The organism is Paenibacillus sp. GCM10027627 (genome assembly GCF_042675505.1).
GTDB lineage: Bacteria > Bacillota > Bacilli > Paenibacillales > Paenibacillaceae > Pristimantibacillus.
Map to the genome: position 1 here is coordinate 83,843 of NZ_JBHTHB010000007.1, position 26,431 is coordinate 110,273.

The 26,431-nt window shown below is 50.5% G+C and carries 30 protein-coding genes; 27 read left to right on the top strand and 3 right to left on the bottom strand.

Annotated elements, in window-relative coordinates:
• Positions 1–441: 441 nt before the first annotated feature.
• The 3 genes from ACFQZE_RS21505 to ACFQZE_RS21515 form a co-directional block, all read right to left on the bottom strand.
• Positions 442–606, bottom strand: a complete 165-nt coding sequence (locus ACFQZE_RS21505) for a hypothetical protein (protein ID WP_379360927.1) — start codon at positions 604–606, stop codon at positions 442–444.
• 15 nt (positions 607–621) lie between these two features.
• Positions 622–1,425 (bottom strand): hypothetical protein, encoded by an 804-nt coding sequence (locus tag ACFQZE_RS21510; protein ID WP_379360929.1) that lies wholly within the window; start codon positions 1,423–1,425, stop codon positions 622–624.
• Between the two features lie 94 nt (positions 1,426–1,519).
• The gene (locus tag ACFQZE_RS21515) at positions 1,520–1,684 is read right to left on the bottom strand and encodes a hypothetical protein (RefSeq protein ID WP_379360931.1); all 165 of its coding nucleotides are present in this window, start codon (positions 1,682–1,684) and stop codon (positions 1,520–1,522) included.
• A gap of 635 nt (positions 1,685–2,319) precedes the next feature.
• Here ACFQZE_RS21515 and upp point away from each other — a divergent pair.
• The 27 genes from upp (at position 2,320) to ACFQZE_RS21650 (ending at position 26,392) form a co-directional block, all read left to right on the top strand.
• Entirely contained in the window at positions 2,320–2,949 is a 630-nt protein-coding gene (gene upp, locus ACFQZE_RS21520; protein WP_379360933.1) for a uracil phosphoribosyltransferase, read from the top strand.
• 36 nt (positions 2,950–2,985) lie between these two features.
• Entirely contained in the window at positions 2,986–4,134 is a 1,149-nt protein-coding gene (gene wecB, locus ACFQZE_RS21525; protein WP_379360935.1) for a non-hydrolyzing UDP-N-acetylglucosamine 2-epimerase, read from the top strand.
• A gap of 193 nt (positions 4,135–4,327) precedes the next feature.
• Positions 4,328–4,561 carry an AtpZ/AtpI family protein gene (locus ACFQZE_RS21530; protein WP_379360937.1) on the top strand — a complete coding sequence of 78 codons (234 nt, stop codon included), beginning with the start codon at positions 4,328–4,330 and terminating at the stop codon, positions 4,559–4,561.
• Positions 4,554–4,934 carry an ATP synthase subunit I gene (locus tag ACFQZE_RS21535; RefSeq protein WP_379360939.1) on the top strand — a complete coding sequence of 127 codons (381 nt, stop codon included), beginning with the start codon at positions 4,554–4,556 and terminating at the stop codon, positions 4,932–4,934. The genes ACFQZE_RS21530 and ACFQZE_RS21535 overlap by 8 nt, the downstream gene beginning before the upstream one ends.
• A gap of 9 nt (positions 4,935–4,943) precedes the next feature.
• Positions 4,944–5,711, top strand: coding sequence for a F0F1 ATP synthase subunit A (gene atpB, locus ACFQZE_RS21540; protein WP_379360941.1), 768 nt, complete (start codon positions 4,944–4,946; stop codon positions 5,709–5,711).
• A gap of 104 nt (positions 5,712–5,815) precedes the next feature.
• Complete coding sequence (atpE, locus tag ACFQZE_RS21545; protein ID WP_379360943.1) at positions 5,816–6,034, top strand: F0F1 ATP synthase subunit C; 219 nt, start codon at positions 5,816–5,818, stop codon at positions 6,032–6,034.
• Between the two features lie 85 nt (positions 6,035–6,119).
• On the top strand, positions 6,120–6,605 hold the full coding sequence (gene atpF / locus ACFQZE_RS21550) for a F0F1 ATP synthase subunit B (RefSeq protein ID WP_379360945.1): 486 nt from the start codon (positions 6,120–6,122) through the stop codon (positions 6,603–6,605).
• Entirely contained in the window at positions 6,602–7,150 is a 549-nt protein-coding gene (locus ACFQZE_RS21555; RefSeq protein WP_379360947.1) for a F0F1 ATP synthase subunit delta, read from the top strand. The genes atpF and ACFQZE_RS21555 overlap by 4 nt, the downstream gene beginning before the upstream one ends.
• Before the next feature lie 15 nt (positions 7,151–7,165).
• Positions 7,166–8,671 carry a F0F1 ATP synthase subunit alpha gene (gene atpA, locus ACFQZE_RS21560; protein ID WP_379360949.1) on the top strand — a complete coding sequence of 502 codons (1,506 nt, stop codon included), beginning with the start codon at positions 7,166–7,168 and terminating at the stop codon, positions 8,669–8,671.
• Between the two features lie 121 nt (positions 8,672–8,792).
• Complete coding sequence (gene atpG, locus ACFQZE_RS21565) at positions 8,793–9,653, top strand: ATP synthase F1 subunit gamma (protein ID WP_379360951.1); 861 nt, start codon at positions 8,793–8,795, stop codon at positions 9,651–9,653.
• Between the two features lie 32 nt (positions 9,654–9,685).
• Positions 9,686–11,089, top strand: coding sequence for a F0F1 ATP synthase subunit beta (gene atpD / locus ACFQZE_RS21570; RefSeq protein ID WP_379360953.1), 1,404 nt, complete (start codon positions 9,686–9,688; stop codon positions 11,087–11,089).
• 24 nt (positions 11,090–11,113) lie between these two features.
• Positions 11,114–11,512: a F0F1 ATP synthase subunit epsilon gene (locus ACFQZE_RS21575; RefSeq protein WP_379360955.1), complete on the top strand. Its 399-nt coding sequence runs from the start codon at positions 11,114–11,116 to the stop codon at positions 11,510–11,512.
• 145 nt (positions 11,513–11,657) lie between these two features.
• Positions 11,658–13,274 carry a spore germination protein gene (locus tag ACFQZE_RS21580; RefSeq protein ID WP_379360957.1) on the top strand — a complete coding sequence of 539 codons (1,617 nt, stop codon included), beginning with the start codon at positions 11,658–11,660 and terminating at the stop codon, positions 13,272–13,274.
• Positions 13,271–14,488, top strand: coding sequence for a Ger(x)C family spore germination protein (locus ACFQZE_RS21585; RefSeq protein WP_379360959.1), 1,218 nt, complete (start codon positions 13,271–13,273; stop codon positions 14,486–14,488). The genes ACFQZE_RS21580 and ACFQZE_RS21585 overlap by 4 nt, the downstream gene beginning before the upstream one ends.
• 10 nt (positions 14,489–14,498) lie before the next feature.
• A complete protein-coding gene (locus ACFQZE_RS21590) occupies positions 14,499–14,747 on the top strand; it encodes a hypothetical protein (RefSeq protein ID WP_379360961.1) in 249 nt (82 codons plus the stop codon).
• Positions 14,744–15,913: a GerAB/ArcD/ProY family transporter gene (locus tag ACFQZE_RS21595; protein WP_379360963.1), complete on the top strand. Its 1,170-nt coding sequence runs from the start codon at positions 14,744–14,746 to the stop codon at positions 15,911–15,913. Before ACFQZE_RS21590 ends, ACFQZE_RS21595 begins: the two co-directional genes overlap by 4 nt.
• 88 nt (positions 15,914–16,001) lie before the next feature.
• On the top strand, positions 16,002–16,367 hold the full coding sequence (locus tag ACFQZE_RS21600; RefSeq protein ID WP_379360965.1) for an NADH-quinone oxidoreductase subunit A: 366 nt from the start codon (positions 16,002–16,004) through the stop codon (positions 16,365–16,367).
• The gene (locus tag ACFQZE_RS21605) at positions 16,358–16,876 is read left to right on the top strand and encodes a NuoB/complex I 20 kDa subunit family protein (RefSeq protein WP_379360967.1); all 519 of its coding nucleotides are present in this window, start codon (positions 16,358–16,360) and stop codon (positions 16,874–16,876) included. Before ACFQZE_RS21600 ends, ACFQZE_RS21605 begins: the two co-directional genes overlap by 10 nt.
• Positions 16,873–17,733, top strand: a complete 861-nt coding sequence (locus ACFQZE_RS21610) for an NADH-quinone oxidoreductase subunit C (protein WP_379360969.1) — start codon at positions 16,873–16,875, stop codon at positions 17,731–17,733. Before ACFQZE_RS21605 ends, ACFQZE_RS21610 begins: the two co-directional genes overlap by 4 nt.
• A 7-nt stretch (positions 17,734–17,740) precedes the next feature.
• Complete coding sequence (locus ACFQZE_RS21615) at positions 17,741–18,841, top strand: NADH-quinone oxidoreductase subunit D (RefSeq protein WP_379360971.1); 1,101 nt, start codon at positions 17,741–17,743, stop codon at positions 18,839–18,841.
• On the top strand, positions 18,841–19,854 hold the full coding sequence (nuoH, locus tag ACFQZE_RS21620; RefSeq protein WP_379360973.1) for an NADH-quinone oxidoreductase subunit NuoH: 1,014 nt from the start codon (positions 18,841–18,843) through the stop codon (positions 19,852–19,854). Before ACFQZE_RS21615 ends, nuoH begins: the two co-directional genes overlap by 1 nt.
• Before the next feature lie 22 nt (positions 19,855–19,876).
• Positions 19,877–20,323, top strand: coding sequence for an NADH-quinone oxidoreductase subunit NuoI (nuoI, locus tag ACFQZE_RS21625; RefSeq protein WP_379360975.1), 447 nt, complete (start codon positions 19,877–19,879; stop codon positions 20,321–20,323).
• Positions 20,324–20,875 carry an NADH-quinone oxidoreductase subunit J gene (locus ACFQZE_RS21630; RefSeq protein WP_379360977.1) on the top strand — a complete coding sequence of 184 codons (552 nt, stop codon included), beginning with the start codon at positions 20,324–20,326 and terminating at the stop codon, positions 20,873–20,875.
• On the top strand, positions 20,876–21,178 hold the full coding sequence (nuoK, locus tag ACFQZE_RS21635) for an NADH-quinone oxidoreductase subunit NuoK (RefSeq protein ID WP_379360979.1): 303 nt from the start codon (positions 20,876–20,878) through the stop codon (positions 21,176–21,178).
• Positions 21,179–21,186: 8 nt separating this feature from the next.
• Positions 21,187–23,094, top strand: a complete 1,908-nt coding sequence (gene nuoL / locus ACFQZE_RS21640) for an NADH-quinone oxidoreductase subunit L (RefSeq protein WP_379360981.1) — start codon at positions 21,187–21,189, stop codon at positions 23,092–23,094.
• On the top strand, positions 23,091–24,701 hold the full coding sequence (locus tag ACFQZE_RS21645; protein ID WP_379360983.1) for a complex I subunit 4 family protein: 1,611 nt from the start codon (positions 23,091–23,093) through the stop codon (positions 24,699–24,701). The genes nuoL and ACFQZE_RS21645 overlap by 4 nt, the downstream gene beginning before the upstream one ends.
• Positions 24,698–26,392, top strand: coding sequence for an NADH-quinone oxidoreductase subunit N (locus ACFQZE_RS21650; protein WP_379360985.1), 1,695 nt, complete (start codon positions 24,698–24,700; stop codon positions 26,390–26,392). The genes ACFQZE_RS21645 and ACFQZE_RS21650 overlap by 4 nt, the downstream gene beginning before the upstream one ends.
• Positions 26,393–26,431 lie beyond the last annotated feature (39 nt).

Sequence of the window (26,431 nt, forward strand, 5' to 3'; positions counted from 1 at the left end):
GTATTTAGTTGTGTCAAAAACCACTAAACCGCCAAATGAGAACCGATCGGAGTATTTAGTTGTGCCAAAAACCACTAAACCGCCAAATGAGCGCTGATCGGAGTATTTAGTTGTGTCAAAAACCACTAAACCGCCAAATGAGCACCGATCGGAGTATTTAGTTGTGTCAAAAACCACTAAACCGCCAAATGAGCGCCGATCAGAGTATTTAGTTGTGTCAAAAACCACTAAACCGCCCAATGAGCGCTGATCGGAGTATTTAGTTGCGGCGGCTGAGGGGAATGTTATTTCCGATGACTTCTTCCCGGCATTTATCCCGCCGGACTAAACGCAATTTGCTAGAATACATAAAAAGCCGTCTCTCCGCAGCAACCCACTGCATTTGAGACAGCTTATTCTTTAAGCAAATATGATTCGACATAGGCGGCTCTACAACAGCCGCTACCTCGCTTCTCTGATTTCTTCCTCTATTTTGCCCCGCAGGATGACTGTTCCGTGCTTGGCTTTCGTAAGCGCCGGCTTCTTCGAATGCTTCACCTTGCGAATTACTTTCACGGGCATTTTTTTGAAGGTGCCTCCGAAGAGCCGTTCGACCAAGTTCAACATCTCTAGTAGCCTCCTTTAGTTATAGTTTACGACAAATCTTACCAGCTTGTCTATGTGGCCGAGCATGGTGAAAGGCTTGACGATTTCTTCCCATTCGCGAAGATGCGGCTCAACCTGAACCGGCCCCGCGATGGCGATTAAGCAGCCCAGCTCCAGCTTGCCGCTGTTGCGGAAAAAGAGGAGCGTGTCGGAATCGGTATGGTCAAAATGCTTTTTAACTTCTTGCCAAATCGGGTATGTAACTTCTGTCTCCAAAAATTTGTCGATAGCTTTCGAGTCCATCCGCTCCTGATCGGGCGAGCAAGAGCGTCCCCACCGCCAACCGGTCAGCCTGTGCCTGCCGCGGCTTGTATTGACGACCAGAACTGCCCGGACATCCGTCCGCTGCACCTGAAACAAATTGCACACATCGTCGATCAGGGCGTCGAACAGGCGGTCGATCTTGTCCGCTTTCAGTTCTTTGGGCACTTGTCTGTTTTTGACCGTTTCTTTCACTTCGGCAATCAGTTTTTCGTAGTTGTTTCGGGAATGATAGAGTTCGGCTCCTTGGGGGGCGGGGGATCTGCGGGAAATGAAGAAGGAACCTGCTAGGGCGACGGGAGATACGTACAGTAGAAATAAGACGGCGAATTTGATTCTGCCTTGTAAAGCGCCGTCTGCCTGCCAGTCTGACAACAGTTTAAAAGGGGCAGAAAGCAAATCGTTTAAGCCATAAAGCTCTTCGACGATGGCCGGCAGCATGACTAAGGCGATCGCCCAAAAAACCAGTTTCCCGATCAAGGTGCCGAAAACGGCCTGTCCGAGTTTTTTCATGCGCATCCGATTCCTCCTCCTTGCAACTTTACAATAAAATGTAAAATCTAAGCAAGAAATGAAATCAATCCACACCTGTAAATGTTCTCTGAAAAAAACCTTACTGCTTTCCGCGCAATCGAATCGTGCCATGCGAGGCTGGCGGAATCGGCTTATCCCGCTCAATCGCAAAACGGACGAGCTCGCGGCCCGATGCAGCGCGCACCGTAACCCTGCGTGGAAAATCAACAAACAAGAGCTTGCTTTGCAACCATTTTCCGAACATGGGTATCCCTCCATCTTTTCAGCATGGTCAAACGGCCTCTTTCCTATAACAGTTTACTCTTATTTACACCAAAAGGCTGTGAGCAAACTATCAGGTGCGGTGCGGCGGGCAAATAACCGTAGCCGGAGGGCGCGCCCTTGCCAAGCGGGAGGTCATTGCAGGTATACGATGACTATTGTATGCAGGGTGGCCGCCATAGTTTCATGTTATTTTACCGGGCTTAGCCAGAGGCGGGGTCAAGCGGAAAGCTAGGCCATGAGCTGGGCAGAAGCTATGTGAAAGTTAAGCAAGAGCCGCTTAAGAGTAAGCAAAGTTAAGCAAGAACCAAGCAAGGGTTAAGTAAAAGCCAAGCAAGAACTGCTCAAGAGCTAATCAAAATCCATGCAAAATCCAAACTAAAAAGCTAAACAGCAGTTAAGCAAAATCCATAAAAAACCATAAAAAGCAAAGCAACAGCCAGAGAAAGCCGCGAAAAAGCAGGGGAAAAATCGCCGGGCGAGGCGGCTTTTTACAATTGCCATTATTTTTTTCCGGCCGCAGATGCAACGCTCAATTGACAGTGCTATAATATATGGGATTGTGACCATGCTATAGGCATGGCATTCGAAAAGGAAATTTGGGAGGAATTACGCTCCATGAGCAAACTGGTTATTTGCGACCATCCCTTGATTCAGCACAAACTGACGTACATTCGGAACAAAGAAACGAATACGAAAGATTTCCGCGAGCTGGTGGATGAAGTTGCGACGTTGATGGCTTACGAGATTACGCGGGAAATTCCGCTGGACACGATTAAGGTAGAAACTCCCGTCGCTGTGACGGATGCGAAAATAGTTTCGGGAAGGATGCTTGGGCTCGTGCCGATTCTCAGGGCGGGACTTGGCATGGTGGACGGCATCCTGAAGCTGATCCCTTCCGCGAAGGTTGGACATATCGGCCTCATGCGCGATCATGAGACGCTCCAGCCGAAAGAATATTATATTAACTTGCCGACCGACGCTCCGAACCGGCTGCTGATCGTAATCGATCCGATGCTGGCGACCGGAGGATCGGCCATTGCCGCGATTTCTTCCTTGAAGGCGCGCAATTGCGATCAAATCAAGCTGATGTGCCTGATTGCCGCTCCCGAGGGGGTAGCCGCCGTTCAGGAAGCGCATCCGGATATCGAGATTTATATCGCTGCGCTGGATGAGAAGCTGAATGAAAAAGGATATATCGTACCGGGTCTTGGAGATGCGGGAGACCGCATGTTCGGCACCAACTAACATTTCAGCGAACTATTGAGGTAGGAGTGGAATCTTTTGTCTAAACTTAAGGTAATGACGATATTCGGCACGCGGCCCGAGGCGGTCAAGATGGCGCCGCTCGTTCTGGAATTGCAGAAGCGCGAAGACGAAATACAGTCTATTGTATGCGTAACTGCTCAGCATCGCCAAATTTTGGATCAGGTGCTGGACTTTTTCGAGATTAAGCCTAATTACGATTTGAACGTAATGAAGGACCGCCAGACGCTTACGGAGACGACGGTCCGCGTACTGGAAGGACTTGAGCCGGTGCTTGCGGAAGCAAAGCCGGATATCGTGCTTGTGCATGGCGACACGCAGACGACTTTTCTTGCGAGCTATGCCGCATTTTTGAAACAAATCAAAATTGGACATGTAGAAGCCGGTCTTCGCACTTGGAACAAAATGTCCCCGTACCCGGAAGAAATGAACCGTCAGCTGGCGGGGGTGCTTTCCGACGTGCACTTTGCCCCGACGAATTGGTCGGCTAACAATTTGCGCAAGGAGAACAAATCGGAGGAGTCCATTTATATTACGGGCAATACGGCTACGGACGTGTTCCAGTATACGGTGGACGAGTCGTTCGCTCATCCCGTTCTGGAGTGGGCTAAGGGCAAACGGATGATTTTGATGACTGCGCACCGCAGAGAGTCGCTTGGCGAGCCGCATCGCAATATTTTCCGCGCGGTGAAACGAATTGCGGATGAGCACGAAGACGTCGTCATCGTCTATGCGGTACATCCTAATCCGGCCGTGCGGGAGCCTGCCAACGAAATTTTGGGCGACCATCCGCGCATCCGGTTGATCGAGCCGCTAGACGTATTTGAAATTCATAACTTCTTCCCTCATGCCTATATGATTATGACGGATTCTGGCGGCTTGCAAGAAGAGGCGCCATCGTTCGGCCTCCCTACGCTTGTGCTTCGCGATACGACGGAGCGTCCGGAGGGTATCGAAGCCGGCACGCTTGAACTCGTCGGCACCGACGAGGAAAAGGTATACGCCAGAGCGAAGGCGCTGCTGAACGACACCGCGCTCTATTGCAGGATGAGCCAAGCGGCTAACCCATATGGCGACGGCAGAGCGTCCGAGCGGATTGTTGACGCAATCCTTCATCATTTTGGAAGATTAAAGCATCGTCCTGACTCGTTCACACAACGTTCATAGTTTAATCCGCTCGATCGGCGTAAGGGCCGAATGTACAGCATACAGTAGCACTGTACGGTTTTGAAAGCTCCAAATTCCTTGTATGGCAAGGGTTTTCCCTCTTTCTTTCATGGAAAATTTGCTGTGATTTCAATTGACAAACCTTGCGCCGCTTCGATAAAATAAATGAGGATTGACAGGGGTTGAGAGCAATATGAATGGGAAAAGCAGAGAAGACAATCCTTGGAAGGCGGCGGCTCTTGTCGGCGCGCTGGGGATTGATGTCGGGATTTGTGTTTTCTTAGGCTATTGGCTCGGCTCGAAGGCTGGGGAAAGCTTCGGCGATCCGAAGGCTTGGACGGTCGGCGGACTGTTTGTCGGTCTGGCCGTCGGCATACTTTCAGCCATTCTGATTGTCAGAAAGGTGTTGAAGGATTCCGATGGATAACATTTTTAAATTGGCGATGCGCGGGGCGCTTTTTTTTGCGGCTGTCTGCCTGCTGCTTTGGGGCTTGTTCCCGGGGTGGAAGAGCGTATTCGCTGGCCTTTTGCTGGGCGCTTCAGCAAGTTTTTTGAATGCGCTTATGCTAAGGCGCAGAGTGGAAATTGTAGGACAAGCACTCGCAAATCGCGGCATGCGCAGAATGGGTCTCGGAATGGGGAGCCGGCTGGCGATGGTGCTGCTGGTAGCGATGGTGGCCTACAAATATCCCGAAACGTTCAATCTGCCGGCTACGCTGGCGGCAAGTATGGTGATGCCGTTTATTATGTTGGTAACCGCTTTTATTCACCATAATCGAGACAGCAGCGGAAAGGGGTGAGAAATTAACATGCATGAATTTCCGGTATGGCATGTAGGTGGCTTTAGAATTGATTTTTCAACCTGGGGTACGATTATCGTCACGATGCTGATTACGTTCCTGCTCGCGCGTCTTGCGGTCCGCAATCTGTCGGTTGAGAATCCTACCAAAATGCAAAACTTTATGGAGTGGATCATTGAGTTTGTCCACAGCACAATTGCAAGTACGCTTCCGCTTGAGAAAGTAAAGCGCTATCTGTCGCTTGGACTTACGCTCATTTTGTTCATTTTCGTCTCCAACTTGCTAGGTTTGCCGCTTGGTGTCGTCTTCCAATTTTCCGAAGTCAACCCTTGGCTGGGCATTACCCCTGAATTATTGGAAAAGTACCACGGACACGTTCATATTGCTTTCTGGAAGTCGCCGACCGCTGACCTTTCAGTTACAGCCGGCCTTGCGATTATCGTAATCGTATTGGTTCACTTCCTTGGTTTGAAAGAAAACCGCAAACACTACCTGAAGCACTATTTTGAACCATATCCAGTCTTCTTCCCGCTTAATGTCATCAAGGAAATCTCGAAGCCAGTCACGCTTGCTCTTCGTCTATACGCGAACATCTTTGCGGGCGAGGTTCTGATTTCAACGATTTTGATGCTTGGCGTATATGGACTTCCATTCCTCGCGGTATGGCAAGGGTTCAGTATTTTCGTAGGCGCGATTCAGGCTTTCTTGTTCACGATTCTGACGATGGTATACATCTCGCAAGCGACGATCCACCATCACGAGGAAGAACATCATTAATCCGGTTTAAACCCCTAACGGCAGCGGCATGACGCCCCTGTCCCGGGATTAGTTATAAACAAGCTATCACCTTAACAAAACCTATATTCGAGGAGGATTTTTAAATGGATTACGGAGTTTTGGCAGCAGCAATCGCAGTTGGTTTGGGCGCACTTGGCGCAGGTATCGGTAACGGTCTTATCGTAAGCAAAACAATCGAAGGTATCGCGCGTCAGCCTGAGCTTCAAAGCAAGCTGCAAACAACTATGTTTATCGGCGTCGGCGTAGTAGAAGTTGTGCCTATCATCGGCGTAGTTATCGGCTTCTTGGCATTCTTCGGCTAGTAATAAGTACAAGCATTTGGCGGGGAAGGCCTAGCCCTCTTCGCCTTCGTTTTGATTACAAGCATGTAAGGAAGGAGTTGCAGCTATGGATAAGTTTATTTGGGAATCGACGGTATTTGCGATTGTAGCCTTTCTGGCTCTCTTATGGCTGTTGAATAAATATGCTTTTGGCCCGTTGTTCACAGTAATGGAGAAGCGCAGACAGCTGATCCAAGAACAGATGAGCACGGCAGAAACAAGCCGCAAAGCGGCAGAAGCATCGATGGATGAGCAAAAAGCTGCGCTCGAGCAAGCGCGCAAGGAAGCTTACGCTATTATCGATCAAGCTAGAACAACAAGCACCAAGCAGGCGGACGAAATCGTTCAATCCGCAAAAAACGAGGCTGGCCGTCTGAAAGACGAAGCTCTCAAAGATATCGTAAGCGAAAAAAACAAAGCGATCGCGGCTCTTCGTTCGGAAGTGGGCGGTATTTCCGTGAAGATCGCATCCAAGATTATCGAGAAACAAGTGGACGAAAAGTCGCAAGAACAGCTTGTTGATCAATATCTGAAAGAAGTAGGAAGCAAATGAGCCGGGACACGGTCGTAGCGAAGCGCTACGCTAAAGCGTTGTTCGAGCTTGCTTCCGCCGCAAGCCAGGTTTCGGAAGTGGAAGCTCAGCTAAAGCTGGTCGCTGAAGCTTTGAAACAGGACGCGGAAATCGAAAAATTCCTTTCTTTGCCGAGCGTGGCTCCGGAGAACAAGATCGCTGCACTCAAAGCGGCTTTCGGAGGAAATGTATCCGAGCTTGTGCTGAACACGCTGCAAGTCATTGTGGCTCGCGGTCGTCAAGGAATCATCGGGGACGTATACGAAGCGTATACAAAAATTGCCGGAGAAGCATTGGGCCAAGCCCACGCGACGATTTATTCGGCAAAACTGCTTAACGATGAAGAGTTGGCGAACGTTGTGACACAGTTCGGCAGCATCACAGGCAAAAAAATTATTGCACAGCAAATGGTCGAACCAGCGCTGCTCGGGGGCATTCAAGTCCGCATCGGCGACCGTCTCTATGACGGCAGCTTGTCCGGCAAGCTGGATCGTTTACAAAAAACGTTAAATTCTAAAGCACTGTAGATAGGGGTGAACGAATTGAGTATCAGACCTGATGAAATCAGCACGCTGATTAAACAACAGATCGAACAATATAAATCCGAGATTCAAGTCGTAGACGTCGGCACGGTTATCAATGTCGGTGACGGTATCGCTCGCGTACACGGCCTTGAAAACGCGATGCAAGGCGAGTTGCTTGAATTTGCGAACGGTGTTATTGGCATGGCGCTCAACCTTGAGGAAAGCAACGTAGGTGTCGTTATCCTCGGTCCTTACACGGATATCCGCGAAGGCGACCAAGTAAAACGCACAGGCCGTATCATGGAAGTTCCGGTTGGCGACGAGCTGCTTGGACGCGTTGTAAACCCGCTGGGCTTGCCGCTTGACGGCAAAGGCCCGACGAACACGACTCAAACTCGTCCGATCGAATCCCCGGCTCCGGGCGTAATCGATCGTAAATCCGTTCATGAGCCAATGCAAACAGGCATCAAGGCGATTGACGCGATGGTTCCAGTCGGCCGCGGACAACGCGAGCTGATCATCGGTGACCGTCAAACAGGTAAAACGGCGATCGCGATCGACGCGATCATCAACCAAAAAGGCAACGGCGTTAAATGTATTTACGTCGCTATCGGCCAAAAACAATCCACAGTTGCAAACGTAGTGGAAACGCTTCGCCGTCACGGCGCGATGGACTACACCATCGTTGTAACAGCGAGCGCATCCGAGCCGGCTCCTCTCTTGTTCTTGGCTCCATACGCAGGCGTATCGATGGCTGAGTACTTCATGTACAAAGGCGAGCACGTCCTGATCGTATACGACGATTTGTCGAAGCAAGCTGCGGCATACCGCGAGCTTTCGTTGCTTCTTCGCCGTCCTCCGGGCCGCGAGGCTTATCCGGGCGACGTTTTCTACCTTCACTCCCGCTTGCTGGAGCGTGCGGCTAAGCTGAGCGACAAGCTCGGCGGCGGCTCCATCACAGCTTTGCCGTTCATCGAGACGCAAGCGTCCGACGTATCGGCTTATATCCCTACGAACGTAATTTCCATTACGGACGGCCAAATCTTCCTTGAATCCGATTTGTTTAACTCCGGACAACGTCCTGCGGTTAACGTCGGTATCTCCGTATCCCGCGTAGGCGGCTCTGCTCAGATCAAGGCGATGAAAAAGGTTGCCGGTACGCTCCGTCTTGACCTTGCGGCATACCGCGAGCTTCAAGCGTTCGCACAGTTCGGGTCCGACCTTGACAAGTCTACGCTTGCTCGTCTGAACCGTGGTGCACGTACAATGGAAATCCTTAAGCAAGGTGTAAACGTACCGATGCCGGTTGAGAAGCAAGTTATCTCGATCTACACAGCGGTTAAAGGTCACCTGGACGATGTTGCGATCGATAAGATTTCCCGTTTCGAGCAAGAATTCCTTGCGTTCCTGGAATCCAACCATCCGGGCATCGCCGTTTCGATCCGCGAAACGAAGGATCTTGTAGCCGACAACGAGAAGGCCCTTGTAGACGCAATCAACCAATTTAAGAAAAGCTTCGCCTAATAAGGCCGTGCCTGATAGGTCGGCTTAGATAGATTCCCCTACGCCCGTCCAATCTTGTCCGGGCGTAGGCCCTTACCAAGCCCCGGGAGTTTCCGGGGCACACGAAGGCGGGTGAAACCAAATGGCTAAAGGCATGCGCGATATTAAACGCGAGATTAAAAGCAAACAAAACACGAAGCAAATCACGAAAGCGATGGAGATGGTTGCCGCATCCAAGCTCAGAAGAGCACAGGAGTCTGCAACGTCTGCCCGTCCTTACGCAGATAAGCTGAAGGAGGTTGTGGCAAGCATCGCAGCCGGCACAAAGGATGTTAAACATCCTATGCTGGAGACGCGTCCGGTTAAGAAGACGGGATATCTCGTCATCACGTCGGACCGCGGTCTTGCGGGCGGCTACAATGCGAACATCTTGCGCAAAGTAACGCAAACGATTAGTGAAAACCATAAATCGTCGGACGAATACGTATTGTTCGTAATTGGACGGAAGGGTCGCGACTTCTTCCGCCGCCGCAACATGCCGATCGTGGAAGAAGTGATCGGCTTGCCGGATGCTCCGACTTTTGCGGATATTAAGTCCGTCGCTAACGCAGCCGTGAAAAACTTCGCGGACGGCGCTTACGATGAGCTGTATCTGTTCTACAACCAATTCGTCAATGCGATCACTCAGATCCCGACGGCGACCCGCTTGCTTCCTCTTGAGGAGATTGGCGGCGGAGCTTCGGTTTCCGCTTACGAATACGAGCCGTCGCCGGAAGGCGTATTGGAAGTTTTGCTGCCTAAGTATGCAGAGACGCTTATTTACAGCGCTGTGCTTGACGGCAAAGCGTCCGAGTTTGGCGCTCGTATGACGGCAATGGGAAGCGCAACGAAAAACGCAACGAAGATGATCAGCCAGTTGACGCTTACGTACAACCGGGCGCGTCAGGCTGCGATTACGCAAGAAATTTCCGAGATCGTTGCGGGAGCAAACGCACAATCTTAAGTTCATATAAGAAAGAAGCAGGAGGGAAAGCAATGAGAAAAGGACGCGTTGTATCCGTCATGGGTCCGGTCGTCGATCTTGAGTTCGAACGCGGCAACCTGCCGGAAATTTTGAACGCTGTCAAAATCGAGCACAAGGCTGGCCAAGGCGGAGTAGATATCAACCTTACCCTTGAAGTAGCCGTTCACCTCGGTGACAACATGGTTCGCGCAATTGCGATGAGCACAACGGACGGTTTGGTTCGTGGCTATGAAGCAGTAGACACAGGCGCACCAATCACAATTCCAGTTGGAGCTCCGACACTAGGCCGCGTATTTAACGTCCTTGGAGAGCCAATTGACGAAGCTGGCGACGTAACGTCGAAAGATAATCTTCCGATTCACCGTGCCGCACCTGCATTCGACGAATTGTCCACGCAAGCGGAAATTCTCGAAACGGGAATTAAAGTTATCGACTTGCTCGCACCTTACACTAAAGGCGGTAAAATCGGCCTGTTCGGCGGCGCCGGTGTAGGTAAGACGGTAACGATTCAAGAGCTGATCAACAACATCGCTCAAGAGCACGGCGGTATTTCCGTATTCGCCGGCGTAGGCGAGCGTACTCGTGAAGGCAACGACTTGTACCACGAGATGAAAGACTCCGGCGTTCTTTCGAAAACGGCGATGGTATTCGGTCAAATGAACGAGCCGCCAGGAGCGCGTGCGCGCGTAGCCTTGACGGGTCTGACAATGGCAGAATTTTTCCGTGACGAAGAAGGCAAGGACGTTCTTCTGTTTGTCGACAACATCTTCCGCTTCACACAAGCAGGTTCCGAGGTTTCGGCCCTTCTGGGACGTATGCCTTCCGCGGTAGGTTACCAGCCAACGCTGGCAACTGAGATGGGTCAACTTCAAGAGCGTATTACTTCCACGAAAAAAGGTTCCGTTACATCGATCCAGGCTATCTACGTTCCTGCCGATGACTATACGGATCCGGCTCCTGCTACGGCGTTTGCTCACCTTGACGCAACGACGAACCTTGAGCGTAAAATTTCCGAGATGGGTATTTTCCCAGCGGTTGATCCGCTTGCATCCTCTTCTCGTATCCTGTCGCCAGAAGTACTCGGCGCAGAGCACTACAACGTTGCTCAAAGCGTGAAGAAAATTCTTCAACGTTACAAAGAGCTTCAAGATATTATCGCGATTCTTGGTATGGACGAGCTGAGTGAGGAAGACAAGCTTACAGTTAGCCGCGCACGCCGCATTCAACTGTTCCTGTCCCAACCGTTCCACGTTGCAGAGCCGTTTACTGGCAACAAAGGCATCTATGTTCCAGTTAAAGAATCCGTTCGCAGCTTTAAAGAAATTCTCGAGGGCAAATATGACCACCTGCCGGAAGAAGCATTCCGTTATGTAGGTGTCATTGAAGACGCCGTGGAGAAAGCCAAAACGCTTTAATAGCGAAAGGCGGGAGGAATCCACATGAGTAGCTTTCTGGTAGAAATCGTAACGCCGGAGCGCAAGGTGTACGAAGAGACTGCGAATATGGTAAGTGTAACAGGCGTGGAAGGCGAGCTAGGCATTTTGCCTAACCATATTCCGCTAGTTACACCGCTTCGCATCGCTCCTGTAGTGATCAAGCGCGATGGCAAAGTCGATGTTGCAGCTGTGAACGGCGGTTTCATCGAAGTCCGCAAGGACAAAATCGTTATTCTTGCGGAAAGCGCCGAGCTTGCGCAGGATATTAGCATTGAGCGTGCCGAAGCTGCAAAGCAGCGTGCTCAGCAGCGTCTTGCCTCCAAGCAGGACGAAGTTGATTTCCGCAGAGCCGAGCTTGCGCTTCAACGCGCGATGAATCGTCTGAACGTAAAACAGCGTTAATGCAATCCATAAGAGCCGCATCCCAAGGTTGAAAAACCGGGGGATGCGGCTTTTTTTTACCCTAACGGCTTATCTCCATACATACTTTTTCCATGGGTATGACAACCTATAAAGTGATTTCACGCCAAAGAAGGGAGCATGCCGCTTGAACAAAATAAAGGGCAACGGTCTATTCCGCAAAAAGAATAACGAGCACCGCCGCTCCCCCCAAGCGGAAAATCACGAAAAGGAACAACTGAATACCTATGAGCAAATTCCAATCGCTCCTGAGCTTTCCGTTATGCTGGAGAGAATCAAAACGGAGATGGGGAACAGCGCCGATCTGGCCGTTCGTTCGATCCAGCCGAGCGGGGCTGACGACGAACGAATTGCCATTTTATATATGCAGGCCATGGTTGACGATATTCGACTCGATCAATTCGTCATTGGTCCGATTCAAAGCGGGGCGGGTGAATCGGAATTGTCCGAAGACAAGGAGAGCTTCGCCTTTCAACGGGTGCAGGAAGTGCTTCTCGCTGTTGGGATCGTGGAAGAGCTGAAGACGCTGAAGGATCTGTTTGAAAAGCTGCTCCTTGGTTATGCGGTTATTCTTATGGATGGGGAGTCCAAAGGGCTGTGTGCCCATGTGGTCGGCGGGATGAAGCGGGGTATCGAGGAACCTAAGACGGAGATGGCTATTCGCGGCCCGCGCGAAGGATTCACCGAATCGATTCGAATTAATTCCATGCTTGTCCGCCGAAAAATTAGAAGCCCCAAGCTATGGCTGGAGCAGCAAACTATTGGCGAATATACTCAAACCCCAGTAGCCATTATGTACATCAAAGGATTGGCGAATGAAAGCGTACTGACCGATTTGCGCGAACGGATGAAAGCTATCCAAATTGACGGCATTTTGGAGTCCAATTACATTGAGGAAATGATCGAGGATCAAAAGTGGTCGCCGTTTCCGACCATTATGAACAGCGAAAGGCCGGATGTAGTAGCGGCCTGTTTGCTGGAGGGCCGTATCGCCGTCATGGTGGACGGATCGCCATTTATGATCATTTTCCCCATTACGCTAAACACTTTTTTTCAAGCGGCGGAAGATTATTACTCCAGTTTTCATATGGCGACTTTTTTAAGAATGCTGCGGTTCGTTTCATTTGTGATTGCCCTGCTTATGCCCTCGGTTTACGTGGCGATCATCGGCTATCACCAAGAAATGATTCCGACACAGCTTTTGCTTACGCTGGCGGCGCAAAGGGAAGGGGTTCCTTTCCCCGCTTATTTGGAAGCGTTCATTATGGAGTTTGTGTTTGAAATTTTACGGGAAGCGGTGCTTCGAATGCCGAGTGCCGCAGGCAGCGCCATCTCGATTGTTGGCGGTCTCGTAATCGGGCAATCGGTGGTGGAGGCGGGGATCGTTTCTTCGGCCGTCGTCATTGTGGTTGCTTTTACCGCGATTGCAAGTTTTGTATCTCCTGTATACAGCTTGGGCATGGCGGCCCGCCTGCTCCGGTTTTTGCTGCTCATTGCGGCCTCAACCCTTGGTTTCTACGGCATCGCGCTTGTTGTTCTAATGCTGCTGCTCCATTTGAGCAATATCCGGTCGTTTGGCATACCGTATTTGAAACCTTTTGCGCCGTTCTATTGGAGAGATATGAAAGATTCCATGATGCGCGTTCCGATATGGATGATGAGGCGCAGACCGACCCGGGCGGCTAAAGGCAACAATGTTCGCCAAAGCACAAACATGTCCTCAAGGGAGGAGCCGTCCCAATGACGAGCACATGGCCTATTCGCTTGTTGCTTGCGGTTTGCGCGGTTAGCATGCTATTGCCGCTGGCGGGCTGTTGGGACATCCGCTATTTGGACAAGCTTGCCGTTGTGCTTGCCATTGGCGTAGATGATGATCCGAGCGGGAAATACCGCTATCGGTTGACCGTCCAGATCGTTTTGCCGCAGAACGCGACTTCCACGCAGAAAGGCCGAGAAGGCAGCCCTGTGATGACGATTTCGGATACGGGAGACACGATGTTTGAGGCGATTCGAAAAATGTCCTCGAAGACGTCGCGAAGGCTGTTTTTTTCCCATACGCAATTGCTCGTCATTAGTGAAAAAACGGCAAGAGAGGGCATTTACCCGTTAATGGATTTGATCGACCGGAATGCGGACATTCGAACGGATATCGCTGTCATGATTGCTAGAGACATGGAAGCGCAAGAACTGCTGGAAATCCGTACGCAAATGGAGTCGGTGCCAGCCAGTCAAATGAAAGAAATGGTGTCCACTAACGAAGTGGCTCAAGGCCAAGCCTATTCCGTGCTTGTACGCGATATAGCCCGCATGGCCGATTCCGGGCTTAAGCAGGTAGCACTGCCGGCCGTTGTCGCCGAGGGTCCGATAAAGGCCGGCAACAAAAACGAAAATGTCACCAACATTAAACCGGAGGTTATTCCGGAGGTGAGGAATATGGCCGTATTTAAGGATGGAAAACTGGTCCACTATTTGAACGCAAGGCAGTCGAGGGGGTTGGCTTGGTTGCAGGAGAAGCTGACCAGCACCGTCGTTAAGCTGGGATGCCCGGGGTCCGACGGTTTTTTGATGGCGGAGGTTATCTCCTCCACGACCGAAACAAAAGTGAAGAGGTCCGCCAGCGATTCTGAAACGCCCGTTATTGAATCTCAGATTCGGATAGAGGCAGCCATTCATGAAATGACTTGCGACTTCAAGCTGAACGGGGAGAGCGCTCTCCATGAGATCGAAAAGCTGCTGAACAAAACGGTGGAAGATGAAATGAGATCAACCGTTCAAATTTTGCAAAAGCTGAAGATTGACACAGTCGGCTGGGCGGAGGCGGTATATCGGGATCAGCCGGGGTTGTGGGAGCGGATTTCGCCCAGATGGAGCGTCATGTTCCCTGAGACGGAGGCCAAGCTGGAATGCATAAGCCATGTTCAATCGACGGGGACGCGGTCGAATTCCATTGTAAAGTGAGAGGGTTCCTATGATGAAAGTAGCAATGGTAGCCGTATGCGCGGCTCTGTTTTCATTTTTGATTTGGAAAAGAAACCGGCATGAGCATGGAGTCATGGAAGCGGTGTGGCCAATCGTTTTATTATGGGGAGCGGCCGCTTTAATGGTTCTCTTGTTGCTTCATGTGCCCATCTCCCCTCCAACGGATTGGATTACGGCTTTAATGTCTCCTTTGTATAAACCAGTGGTTGCATGGGTGAAGGGGGGTGCATCCTCATGAACAGGCTTAGCAGTTTCTCTAACAGTGAAATTACGTCGGGGCAACTCGCCAAGCTGCTCTATTTGTTTTGCATGGGGAGCGCGGCCCTCATTGTGCCTCCCGCCGTGGCTGCGATTGCGAATCAGGATTCCTGGTTTTCGATGCTGCTCATTATACCGGTCCATTGTTTGATCGTTTATTTGTACCTCGTTTTGCACAGCCGATTTCCAAGACTCACAATCGCTCAGTATACGGAGAAGATTGTTGGCATATGGATAGGAAAAGCCATTACGTTAACCTTTGTGTTTTTTTTCATGGTGCTCTCCTCTTTGGTGCTTAAAAATGTAGCCGACTTTCTGGGCAAAGCGGTACTGCCGCAGACGCCGGAATGGTTTATCAGCGCTACCTTTATGCTGGTCGTCGCTTATGGACTTTGCTTGGGCCTTGAGACTATTGCACGGACGGGTGAAATTCTGTTCGGCTGGACTTTGTTTGTAATCGTGATTATTACGTTTACACTCATTAACCAGATGGATTTGAAAAACCTTGAGCCCGTGTTTGCACATGGTTTGATCGTTCCGATTAAAGGTTTTTATCCCATTCTCGGATTTCCTTTGTCGGAATGCATTTTCCTGACGGCTGTGCTGCCTATGATCAGAGAGCAGGACCGGACCACTTTGAAAAAGAAGATGGGAAAATCCGTTATCGTGACCGGCATAGTGTCGGTTCTTATTATGATTCTTCTTGTATCGGTGCTTGGCGTTTCGGAAACAAAAAGGAGTCCTTTCGCGGTCTATGAAATGGCAAAAAGCATCAATATCGAAGAAGTGCTGGTGAGGGTCGAAATTTTGTTCGCGATGATTTGGATTGGCACGATTTTTATCAAGCTTGCTTTGTCTATGTATTCGCTCGTGGTTCTGCTGGCGCAGATGCTGGGGCTAAGAGCTTATCGGCCTCTCGTTTTCCCCTTGTGCGTGCTGATGGTTCCGCTGTCTCTCACTATGTACCGCAACAGCATTCACGCGACTATTTTTGCCATGGATGTGTGGACGGTGTACAGCGCTCTTCAAGGGTTAGCGATCCCGGCTGTATTGCTGGTTCTTGCGATGGCGATGGGCAAACGGAGCGATGCCGACGGACGTTTCCCCGAAAATCCGCCTCCGCCGTCAGAGAGAACTCCATCATAGACGGTTGTGGAAGCATTTGTTATAATTGTGAGGAAAAAATGACCATGAGAAGACAGCCTGCATCCCATCCTATCAAGGAGGCGATTGTGTGGAAAACGATGTCAACCACTACGTTGTTGTTGCCATTTTTGTTGTGCTCGGCATTTTGCTTCCGGTCGTCGCATTAACGGCGGGCAGACTGCTCCGGCCTCATAAGCCGACCGACCTGAAGCAGAGCACTTATGAAAGCGGCAACGAACCTGTAGGGGAAGGTCAAGTCCGTTTCAACATTCGGTATTATTTGTTTGCCCTTATGTTTGTTATCTTTGATGTCGAAACCGTTTTCTTATATCCGTGGGCCGTTGCGTACAATAAGCTCGGCCTTTTTGTGCTGGTCGAAATGGTGATTTTTGCGGGAATGCTGCTCATTGGACTTCTATATGCATGGAAGAAGAGGGTGCTGAAATGGAATTGAATTTAGAGTCGATTACATTGGAAGAGCGCAGAGAGCTGGAACGCAACGTATTTATGGGGACGCTGGAGCAGCTGAAAGCATGGGCGCGAAGCAACTCCTTATGGCCGCTTACTTTCGGCCTGGCCTGCTGTGCCATCGAGATGATGGGTACGGGCGCTTCCCATTATGATCTGGACCGGTTCGGCGTCATGTTCCGGACTTCGCCGCGCCAGTCGGATGTCATGATCGTATCGGGAACGGTAACGAAAAAGATGGGACCGCTGCTGCGCCGGCTGTACGACCAAATGCCGGAACCCAAATGGGTTATTGCGATGGGTTCCTGTGCGACGGCAGGCGGGCCCTACATAAAATCTTATTCCGTCATCAAAGGCGTGGATCAAATCGTCCCGGTAGACGTGTACATTCCGGGATGTCCGCCTAATCCGGCGGCGCTTATTTACGGAATCAACAAGCTTCAGGAGAAAATCCGCTATGAGGCCAAAACCGGGAAGCGGGTGACCGGGCGATGAGCGAGGAGGACAATAAGCCGGAGGGCGCGGAACCTAAAGCCGGTGTCGAGGGAGGCGAGGCGTCAGATGGAGCGGAGCTTTCGACGGTCGCGTCTGCCGAGGGCAAGCGAGAGGCTCCTGCGGCCGACCCGGAACGGGAAGCGAAGCTGAAGGCGGCGGCGGAGGCTAGAGCCGCTAGAGCGGCGGCAAAAGCGGCAGTGGAAACGTCGCCGGAGCCTGCCGAGGGCAAGCGAGAGGCTCCTGCGGCCGACCCGGAACGGGAAGCGAAGCTGAAGGCGGCGGCGGAGGCTAGAGCTGCCAGAGCGGCGGCAAAAGCGGCAGCGGAAGCGTCTGCCGAATCCCCCGAAGGCGGGGCCGAGCCGCCGCCTAAGGAGCCTTCACCCCGTCAGCCAGATTTGGATTTGACGGTCAGGTTGCTTACGGAAGCTTTGGGAGCCGAAGCGGTGCTGGAAGCAAGCTTGAATGAGCTGAACAGCGATATGCCGACGATTGTGCTGGAGAGCCGGTTTTGGCCGGAGGCGGCACGTTTGTTGAAGGAGCACAACGATTTAAACTTTCATTATTTGAGAAATGTTTCGGGTGTCGATTACGAAACACATCTGGAAGTCGTTTATTATTTGCTTAACTTGCAGAGCAAGAGGGACGCGGCTATTAAATTAAGGACGGATCGAGATACCCCTTCTATTCCGTCCGCTGCGCCAGTATGGTCGACCGCCAACTGGAATGAGAGGGAAATCTACGATTTGCTAGGCGTTGAATTCCCCGGACATCCCGATCTGCGCCGTATTATGATGCCGGACGACTGGGTGGGCCATCCGCTCCGCAAAGATTACGAACCGCTTGACTCGGAGGTGTAAGCAGCCGGTGATAAGAACGAAAGAACTGCTACTCAACGTAGGCCCTCAGCATCCCAGCACACACGGCGTATTTCGGATTATCGTCAAGCTGGATGGAGAAGTCATCACCGAAGCAACGCCTGTTATGGGCTATTTGCATCGAGGCACGGAAAAAATCGCGGAAAACTTAAATTTTACGCAAATTATTCCTTATACCGACCGGATGGATTATGTGTCGGCCATGACGAACAATTATGTACTCGTTCATGCGGTCGAAAAGATGATGGGGCTAGAAATTCCGCTGCGGGCGGAGTTTTTAAGACTTATCGTAATGGAGCTTCAACGGGTTGCGAGCCATTTGGTTTGGTGGGGCACTTATTTATTGGATATTGGGGCAATGAGCCCGTTTCTATATGCATTCCGCGATCGGGAAACGATTATTAATTTATTCAACGAGCTGTGCGGAGCGAGGCTTACTTATAACTACATGCGGGTAGGAGGCGTCAAGTGGGATGCACCGCCCGGTTGGATGGATAAAGTAAGAGATTTCATCCCGTATATGGAGAAGAAACTGCAAGAATATGACAAGCTCGTCACGGGCAACGAAATCTTTTTGGCGCGGATTAGAGGGGTAGGGCAATACGATGCGGCTACGGCAATTGACTACGGCTTGTCTGGCGCCAACCTCAGATGTACGGGAGTCAAATGGGATTTGCGCAAGGATGAGCCGTACAGCTTGTATGATCGGTTCGAATTTGACGTTCCCGTCGGTGTAAAAGGCGATTGCTACGATCGCTATCGAGTACGGCTGGAAGAGATTCGCCAAAGCCTGCGTATTTTAAAACAAGCCGTTGAACAGTTTCCAAACGAAGGAGAAACGATGGGCAAAGTGCCGCGCGCCATTCGTCCTCCAGCAGGTGAAGCTTATGTGCGGATTGAATCGCCTAGAGGCGAGATCGGCTGCCATATCGTCTCCAAAGGAAAAGCTGAGCCTTACCGGCTTAAGTTTCGCAGACCTTCTTTTGTGAACCTGCAAATATTGCCTAAGCTGCTGGTAGGAGAAACGATGACCAATCTCATTACCATTTTGGGCGGCATTGATATTGTGGTCGGAGAGGTGGATGCCTGATGGGAGCCTGGCTGGGCGAACCTTTGACATGGGGAAGCGCACTTGTTTTATTTTTGTGGGCGGTTGTTTTTCTGTTGATTGTGCTTGGCTTCGTTACGTATGCCATCTATTACGAACGCAAGGTCATTGGCTGGATGCAGCTTCGAATCGGACCGAACCGGGTAGGACCGTTCGGGCTTCTCCAGACGGTGGCGGATATTTTTAAGCTGCTGATTAAAGAAGATACCATTCCCCGCAAGGCGGACCGGCTTCTTTTTATAATCGCGCCTCCTCTTGCTTTTATTCCTGCATTCGCGGCACTCGCCGTCATTCCTTATACAGATAAGCTTTATTTTGCCGATTTAAACGTCGGCTTGCTCTATTACGTGGCGCTCTCCGGCATAACGACGGTGGCGATTGTACTTGGGGGCTGGGCCTCCAACAATAAATACGCGCTGCTTGGCGGGATGCGTTCTGCGGCACAAATGATCAGCTACGAGGTGCCGCTCGTTATCTCAATTGTCGGGGTCATTTTGCTCAGCGGCAGCTTGAATCTGAGAGAGATTGTCGCCGCGCAAGACGGCGGCTGGTTTTGGAATTGGAACCTGTTTCCGCAAATCATCGGCTTTATCGTCTTTTTTATCGCGGCCGTGTCGGAGCTGAATCGTACGCCTTTCGATTTGCCGGAAGCGGAGTCGGAGCTGGTGGCGGGATACCATGTAGAATACAGCGGCTTCCGGTTCGCCTTCTTTATGCTGGCGGAGTATGTTTACGTTTATGCGATTGCCGGACTGACGACGGTGCTGTTTCTAGGCGGATGGCATGCTCCCGCGCCGTTCCTCGACTTTGTGCCCGGTCTTGTCTGGTTTGTGCTTAAGTTTGTATGTATTGTCTTCTCATTGTTCTGGATTCGTGCCACCTTCCCTCGCGTTCGCGTAGATCAACTGATGAGCCTAGGCTGGAAGGTTTTGCTACCCGCTGCCCTGCTGAATGTATTTTTAACGGCGCTCTACCTGGAATTGTTCGTTAAATAAAGGATGAAAGGGAGAGAAGCGAATGAACGGACTGCTGCAAGGACTTGGCGTCACTTTAAAGTCGTTGACCGCTCCTAAAGTGACCACAAATTACCCCGACGAACCCATCCATATGCCCGACCGCTTTCGCGGCATCCAGCATTTTATACCGGAGCTGTGCATCGTATGCAATCAGTGCGCCCGGATTTGTCCGACCGATTGTATTACGCTTACGGGCAAGCCCAATCCCGATCCCGAGAAGCGGGGAAAAGTGATCGACACGTTCGATATCAATTTTGAAATTTGCATCTTGTGCGACCTCTGTACGGAGGTTTGTCCAACGGAAGCGATCGTCATGACTAACCAATTCGAACTGGCTTCCTACAGCCGAGATGAGCTTTACAAAGACGCACAGTGGCTTACCGACAACAACACGCTTGTCCGTCAGGACAACAACAATATCGGTGCGCCAAAAGGGGGCGCCAAATAATTGCCTAATTTCGATCTAACAGGACATTCTGTCGCTTTTTTCGTATTTGCGGCGATTATGATCGGCGGGGCGGTTTTGATGATCAGCCTGACGAAAGTGGTGCATATGGTCGTCTCCATGGCTGCCGTTTTTCTAGGATTTGCTGGCCTTTACGTACTTCTGGATGCGGAATTCGTTGCGTTCGTCCAAGTGCTTATTTACGCTGGTGCCGTCTCTATATTAATGATTTTCGGAATTATGATGACGAGCCATAACGATCAGGGAGCGGAAAAGCCAAGGAAGCTGCATGAGGCGCTTGTAGCGGTTGGCGCGTTAAGTTTGTTCGGCCTGTTGTATTATGCGATTAGGTCTACCGATTTTGTATCGGAGCGATCCCAATTTGCAGCCTCCATCCATTCCAGTGCCAGTACCGTTAAGCTGCCTGAACAAAATACGCTGGAAATCGGCAAGCTGTTGTTTACCGAATATTTGATCCCGTTTGAACTGCTTTCCATCTTGTTGACGGTGGCATTTATCGGTGCAATCGCTCTAGCCAAGAAGGAGGGAGATTAAATGCTGGCCTCCTATTTGACTTTAGCCGCCATATTGTTTTGTATCGGGCTTTATGGGGCGCTTGCCAAACGCAATGCGATTATCGTACTTCTTTCCTTGGAACTGATGCTCAATGCCGTGAACCTTAACCTGATTGCCTTCTCCAAATACGGAATGGTCCCTTCCTTGGCCGGTCAGGTTTTCTCTATCTTTACAATTGCGGTAGCCGCAGCGGAAGTGGCGGTAGCCGTTGCGATCATTATTGCGTTGTTCCGCGCCCGGGGCACGGTTCTAGTGGACGCGTTCAACAAAATGAGGAGGTGAGCGTACCCATGGACCCCTTTGCCAAAACCGCTTGGATCATTCCGTTGTTTCCGCTGCTCTCCTTTCTGATTATTACGGCGTTTGGGAAAAGCTTTCGCAAAACCGGCGTTTGGATCGGTTCTCTCGGCTCGCTGGCTGCCCTAGTTTCTTCTATTCTAATACTGATAGAGAGGCTAAAGCCGAATGCGGTCGACTACAGCTATGGCATCGACTGGATTTCGACGGGCCGCTTCACGCTCAGCGTCGGGTTCGAGGTGACTAACCTAACGGCGCTTATGCTGGTGGTGGTCACGCTGGTCGGCTTTCTCGTCAACGTGTATTCTGCCGGCTATATGAGCCGCGATGAAAGAATTACCGTCTTCTACGGCTATGTTTCGCTGTTCACCTTCTCCATGCTTGGCCTCGTTTTATCCGACAATTTATTGTCGCTCTATATTTTCTGGGAACTGGTGGGCGTATGCTCCTTTCTGCTGGTTGGCTTCTGGTATGCAAAACCTGCGGCAAAAGCAGCTGCAAAAAAAGCGTTTATCGTCACGCGTATTGGCGATGCCGGGCTATTAATCGGCATTCTGCTTCTATTCTGGTATATGCCGGATCACGCGCTTGGCTTTACGATGATCGAAAGCGTGTTTGAAGGACAGGGCGGCACGATTACCGACGGAGTGACAACGCTCATTGCGCTGCTCATTTTCCTCGGCGCGGTCGGCAAATCGGGGCAGTTCCCGCTCCATGTCTGGCTCCCTGACGCGATGGAGGGGCCTACGCCGATCAGTGCGCTCATCCACGCAGCAACAATGGTAGCCGCAGGCGTCTTTTTGATCGCCCGGACTTATCCGATCTTCATCGCCTCGGAAGCCGCTATGAATACGGTCGCTTATGTCGGAGCGTTTACCGCTATTTTTGCCGCTTCCATCGCTATTGTACAGACCGATATTAAACGAATATTAGCTTATTCTACCGTCAGTCAATTAGGGTATATGATGCTTGCGCTTGGTCTCGGTTCGCTCACGGGAGGCATCTTTCACTTATTTACTCATGCCTTCTTCAAAGCGCTATTATTTTTGGGAGCGGGAAGCGTCATCCATGCCGTACATACTCAAAACATAAGAGAAATGGGCGGTCTAGGCTCTCAAATGCGGATTACGTCATGGACGTTTGGCATCGGCACTCTTGCACTTGCAGGCATCCCTCCGCTGTCCGGATTTTGGTCCAAGGATGCCATTTTGGCGGTGGCGCTGGAGGAAAATCCGCTGTTGTTTGCGGTTGCGGTCGCAGGGGCGTTTTTGACGGCGCTCTATATGGCTAGATTGTTTATTCTAGTATTTTTGGGCCAGACCCGCAGCGGCGGAGACAACCGGCATAAGACGAATGAGGCGAAGACAGCAAAGGAGTCTCCGACCGTTATGACCATCCCTCTTATCGTACTGGCAGTATTCGCGATTGCGGCGGGTTTTGTGGAAACGCCTTGGAACGGCTGGCTCACTTCATGGTTGACGGGCGGAGAGGAAGCCCATCATGCCAGCGCGGCAGCCATTGCGGCTTCCGTTGCGGCAGGACTGCTTGGTATTTTGGCGGGGTGGCTGCTATATGGGAAAAGCAAAGCGGGTGATGCCAGCGTTTCCTTTGGGACCGAGAGGGCTCCTGCTCTCCTACGATTGCTAGAGAGGAAATATTTTATCGACGAGCTGTATGCCGTTATTTTTGTAAAACCTCTCAAAAGAATCGGGGATGCGCTCTCCGCCTTTGATCAATGGATTGTGGGCGGTGCGGTCAAAAGCATCGGGTGTGCGGCGAGCGGGGCGGGCAAGCTGTTCGTTAAGCTCCAGAACGGGCAGGTTCAAACTTACGGCGTCGTGTCGGTGCTTGGATTTGTCGTTATCGTGCTCGTTATTATCGGAAGGAGGATGCTGTCATGAGTTTGCTTCAGGACATTCCGATTCTTTCGATCATTTTGCTGTCGCCACTGTTAGGCCTTGCCCTTGTTTTATTGCTTCCTAAGCATAGAGCGGGCTCCCTTAAAACGTCGGCTATAGTGGCGTCGCTCGTTCCGCTCGCCTTGTCGTTTTGGCTGTTTGCAGACTATAACAAGTATGGCGGCGGAGAAGGCTATAAAGAATACACAGTTTGGATGGAATGGTTCATCCGGTTTCGAGAAAGCACTATTTTCCAATATTATCTGGATATAGACGGACTATCTTTGCCGCTGCTGTTGTTGACCGTGCTGGTAACCGCACTTGCCGCATTTGCGTCGGTTCATATAAAAAAGCGTTGGAAATCGTTTTATATTTGGTTTTTTGTATTGGAGTTTGGAATGATCGGCGTATTTATGGCGAGAGATTTGATCCTGTTTTTTGTCTTTTTCGAGATTACTCTAGTAGCTATGTATTACCTTATTGGTGTCTGGGGCTATTACAACAGGGAACGAGCAGCCAACCAGTTTCTGATTTATAACGGCATCGGTTCGGCCATTATGCTCATCGTTTTTGTCATTTTAATTTATACTGCCGGCTTAACTGTTGATTTGGAAGCTGAAAAAGCATTTTTTAGCGCCAGTTATGATGTTATAGCGGCCAATCTGGCCGACCCTGCGGCGTATGTCAATTTCTCTCCTTCTCAAGCTTCAATTGTTGATACATTCCATTTAGATAAAGGTGAGAAGTGGGCGCTATTTACGATGCTTCTCGTCGCCTTTGGAATCAAGCTCCCCATTATTCCTTTCCATACGTGGATGCTTAAAGTACATAAGGAGGCTCCTCCCGCTGTCGTCATGATTCACTCTGCGGTTCTGCTTAAAATGGGGGCATACGGATTAATCCGATTTGGCCTGTTTCTATTCCCGGAGCAGGCAAGAGAGTTTTCTGCTGCAATGGCGGGGTTAGGTGTTGCCAGCTTGCTGTACGGAGCGATATTGGCTTTTCGGCAGCAGGAGTTTAAGCTCGTTCTGGCTTACTCTTCCATCAGCCATATGGGTATCGTTTTAATCGGGCTAGCTTCGTTTAACGAACTGGGGTTTCAAGGAGCGGTGTTCCAACTCGTCTCTCATGGCCTTATATCGGCGCTTCTATTTTTAATTGTGGGCAGCCTTTACGAGAGAACGGGCACTACAGAGCTGCCGCAACTGGGGGGCCTTGCTAGGTCCATGCCTTTTTTGAGCGGCGTGCTGCTGACGGCGGGACTTGCTTCGCTCGGCCTGCCTGGACTGTCCGGTTTTGTTGGAGAGCTGTTGTCTTTGCTCGGCTTGTTTGAAACGGAGAAGTGGCTGGCGGCTGCAGCCGTGATCGGCATTATTCTAACAGCGGTTTATATGCTTAGAAGCGTAATGAAGATCACCTTTGGCCCTCAGAAGGAGAGCTTCGCAGCTTTGAGGGATACAAGATTTATCGAGGCTTTTCCGATGATTGTACTGCTGGCATTTATCGTGCTGCTTGGTTGTTATCCTTCCGTGCTGACGGATACAATCGAAATCAGTATGGCTGGAATAATGGAGCAATTACACGCCATAAGGCCGGAGGTTAAGCCATGACTGATGACAAGGTTTTAAATTTAACGGCATCCGATCTGCTGGTTATGGCTCCCGAGCTGGCGCTTGGCATATGGTTCGTGCTGCTTATTTTGCTCGATCTGTTCCTTCCCAAATCGGTTAGCCGGACATGGGTCGGCGGATTGACTCTAACCGCCTTAATTGGCGCATTTATTCTAGTCCTGCTGCGATTAATGAATATGAACGGCAGCGATCCGGTCGACACGATCTCCATTCTGAACGACAGTTATATGGTGGATGATTTTGCAAGCTTGCTTAAATTGCTATTTTTGGCGGCCACAGCGTTAATTGTTCTTGTAAGTATGGGATCGGTCGGACAGGATAAAGCCATTACGGACAAAGGCGAATATTTTTATTTACTTCTGCCTGCTGTAATAGGGGCGATGACGATGGCCTCTTCAGCTCATTTGATGACCTTGTATATCGGGCTGGAGCTGCTTAGTATCTCGACATACATACTGACGGGGCTGCGCAAAAAATCTTATTTATCTGCCGAAGCTGCTTTTAAATATGTTGTTGTCGGAAGCATTGCATCAGCCTTTATTTTGTTCGGGATGTCCTATCTTTACGGGGCAACGGGTACTTTGCAGTTATCCGCAGTTGATTTTGCGACCGCCATATCGAATCGGCATTTTCTCGCTGCGGTAGGTTTGGGATTTATTATTGTTGGCCTTGCCATAAAAATAGCGGCTGCTCCTTTCCATGTTTGGGCGCCGGATGTGTACCAAGGGGCGCCTACGCCAATCGTTTCTTTTTTGACGGTTGTGTCTAAAGGAGCGGCTGTGGCGACTATCTTTCGATTACTCTTTTATACTAGCTTTCCAGAGTTCTCTCAAGCATTGATGAGAATGGACTATCCTTTCTCTTATTTTGCTGATGATTTTTTATTTGGTTTGCAACTGATTGCAGCTTCATCTATGTTAATCGGTACGTTATCGGCACTGAGGCAAAAAAACACGAAGCGGCTTCTCGCGCTTTCCGGAGTGGCTAATGCCGGTTTTCTAGTGGTGTCGCTGACCGTCAATTTCGGTATCGGGGCCATGTCCAACATTTCGTTTTATTTACTCGTTTACTTGCTGATGACCATTGGAGCGTTTGCAGTTCATACCGCGGTAAGCAGAGCTTCCGGGCATGACGAGCTGAAATCTTATGGGGGCCTATATTATCGAGCGCCCTGGACTGCTGTGGCAATGACGATCTTCATTTTGTCGCTTGCAGGGTTGCCGATTTCGGCTGGATTTTTTGGCAAGGCGTATATTTTGCTTAACGTTGTAAGGTCAGAAGAGTATTGGCTGGCTATTGTGATGGTACTGAGCAGCGTCATTTCGTATTATTTCTACTTTGGCATTATTCGTCAAATGTATATGAGAATCGGCGCTGGAGGGACTGCCGAAATCTATAAGCGTGAGGCCGCAGGCGCTTCCGAGTTTGAATCGTATAAGCCCTTTGGCGAGGGTTTCTCAGAGCGATCGGCTGAAGATATCGGAGGCTATACGGAGGAAGCGGATTTGGAGGGCGGGATCGGCGATCCGGAAGGAAAAGTGGAGATGCCTTTGCCGATCGGGATTGTCGTATGGAGCTGTGCGCTCGCGACTCTGCTGCTCGGTTTGTTCCCGAATCTTTTTATAGACTTTGTTTATTTTGTATTTGAAACGGTCGAGCCAATAGGATAATGGCAAGTGATTTAGATGGCCATAATATTGGCTAGAAAG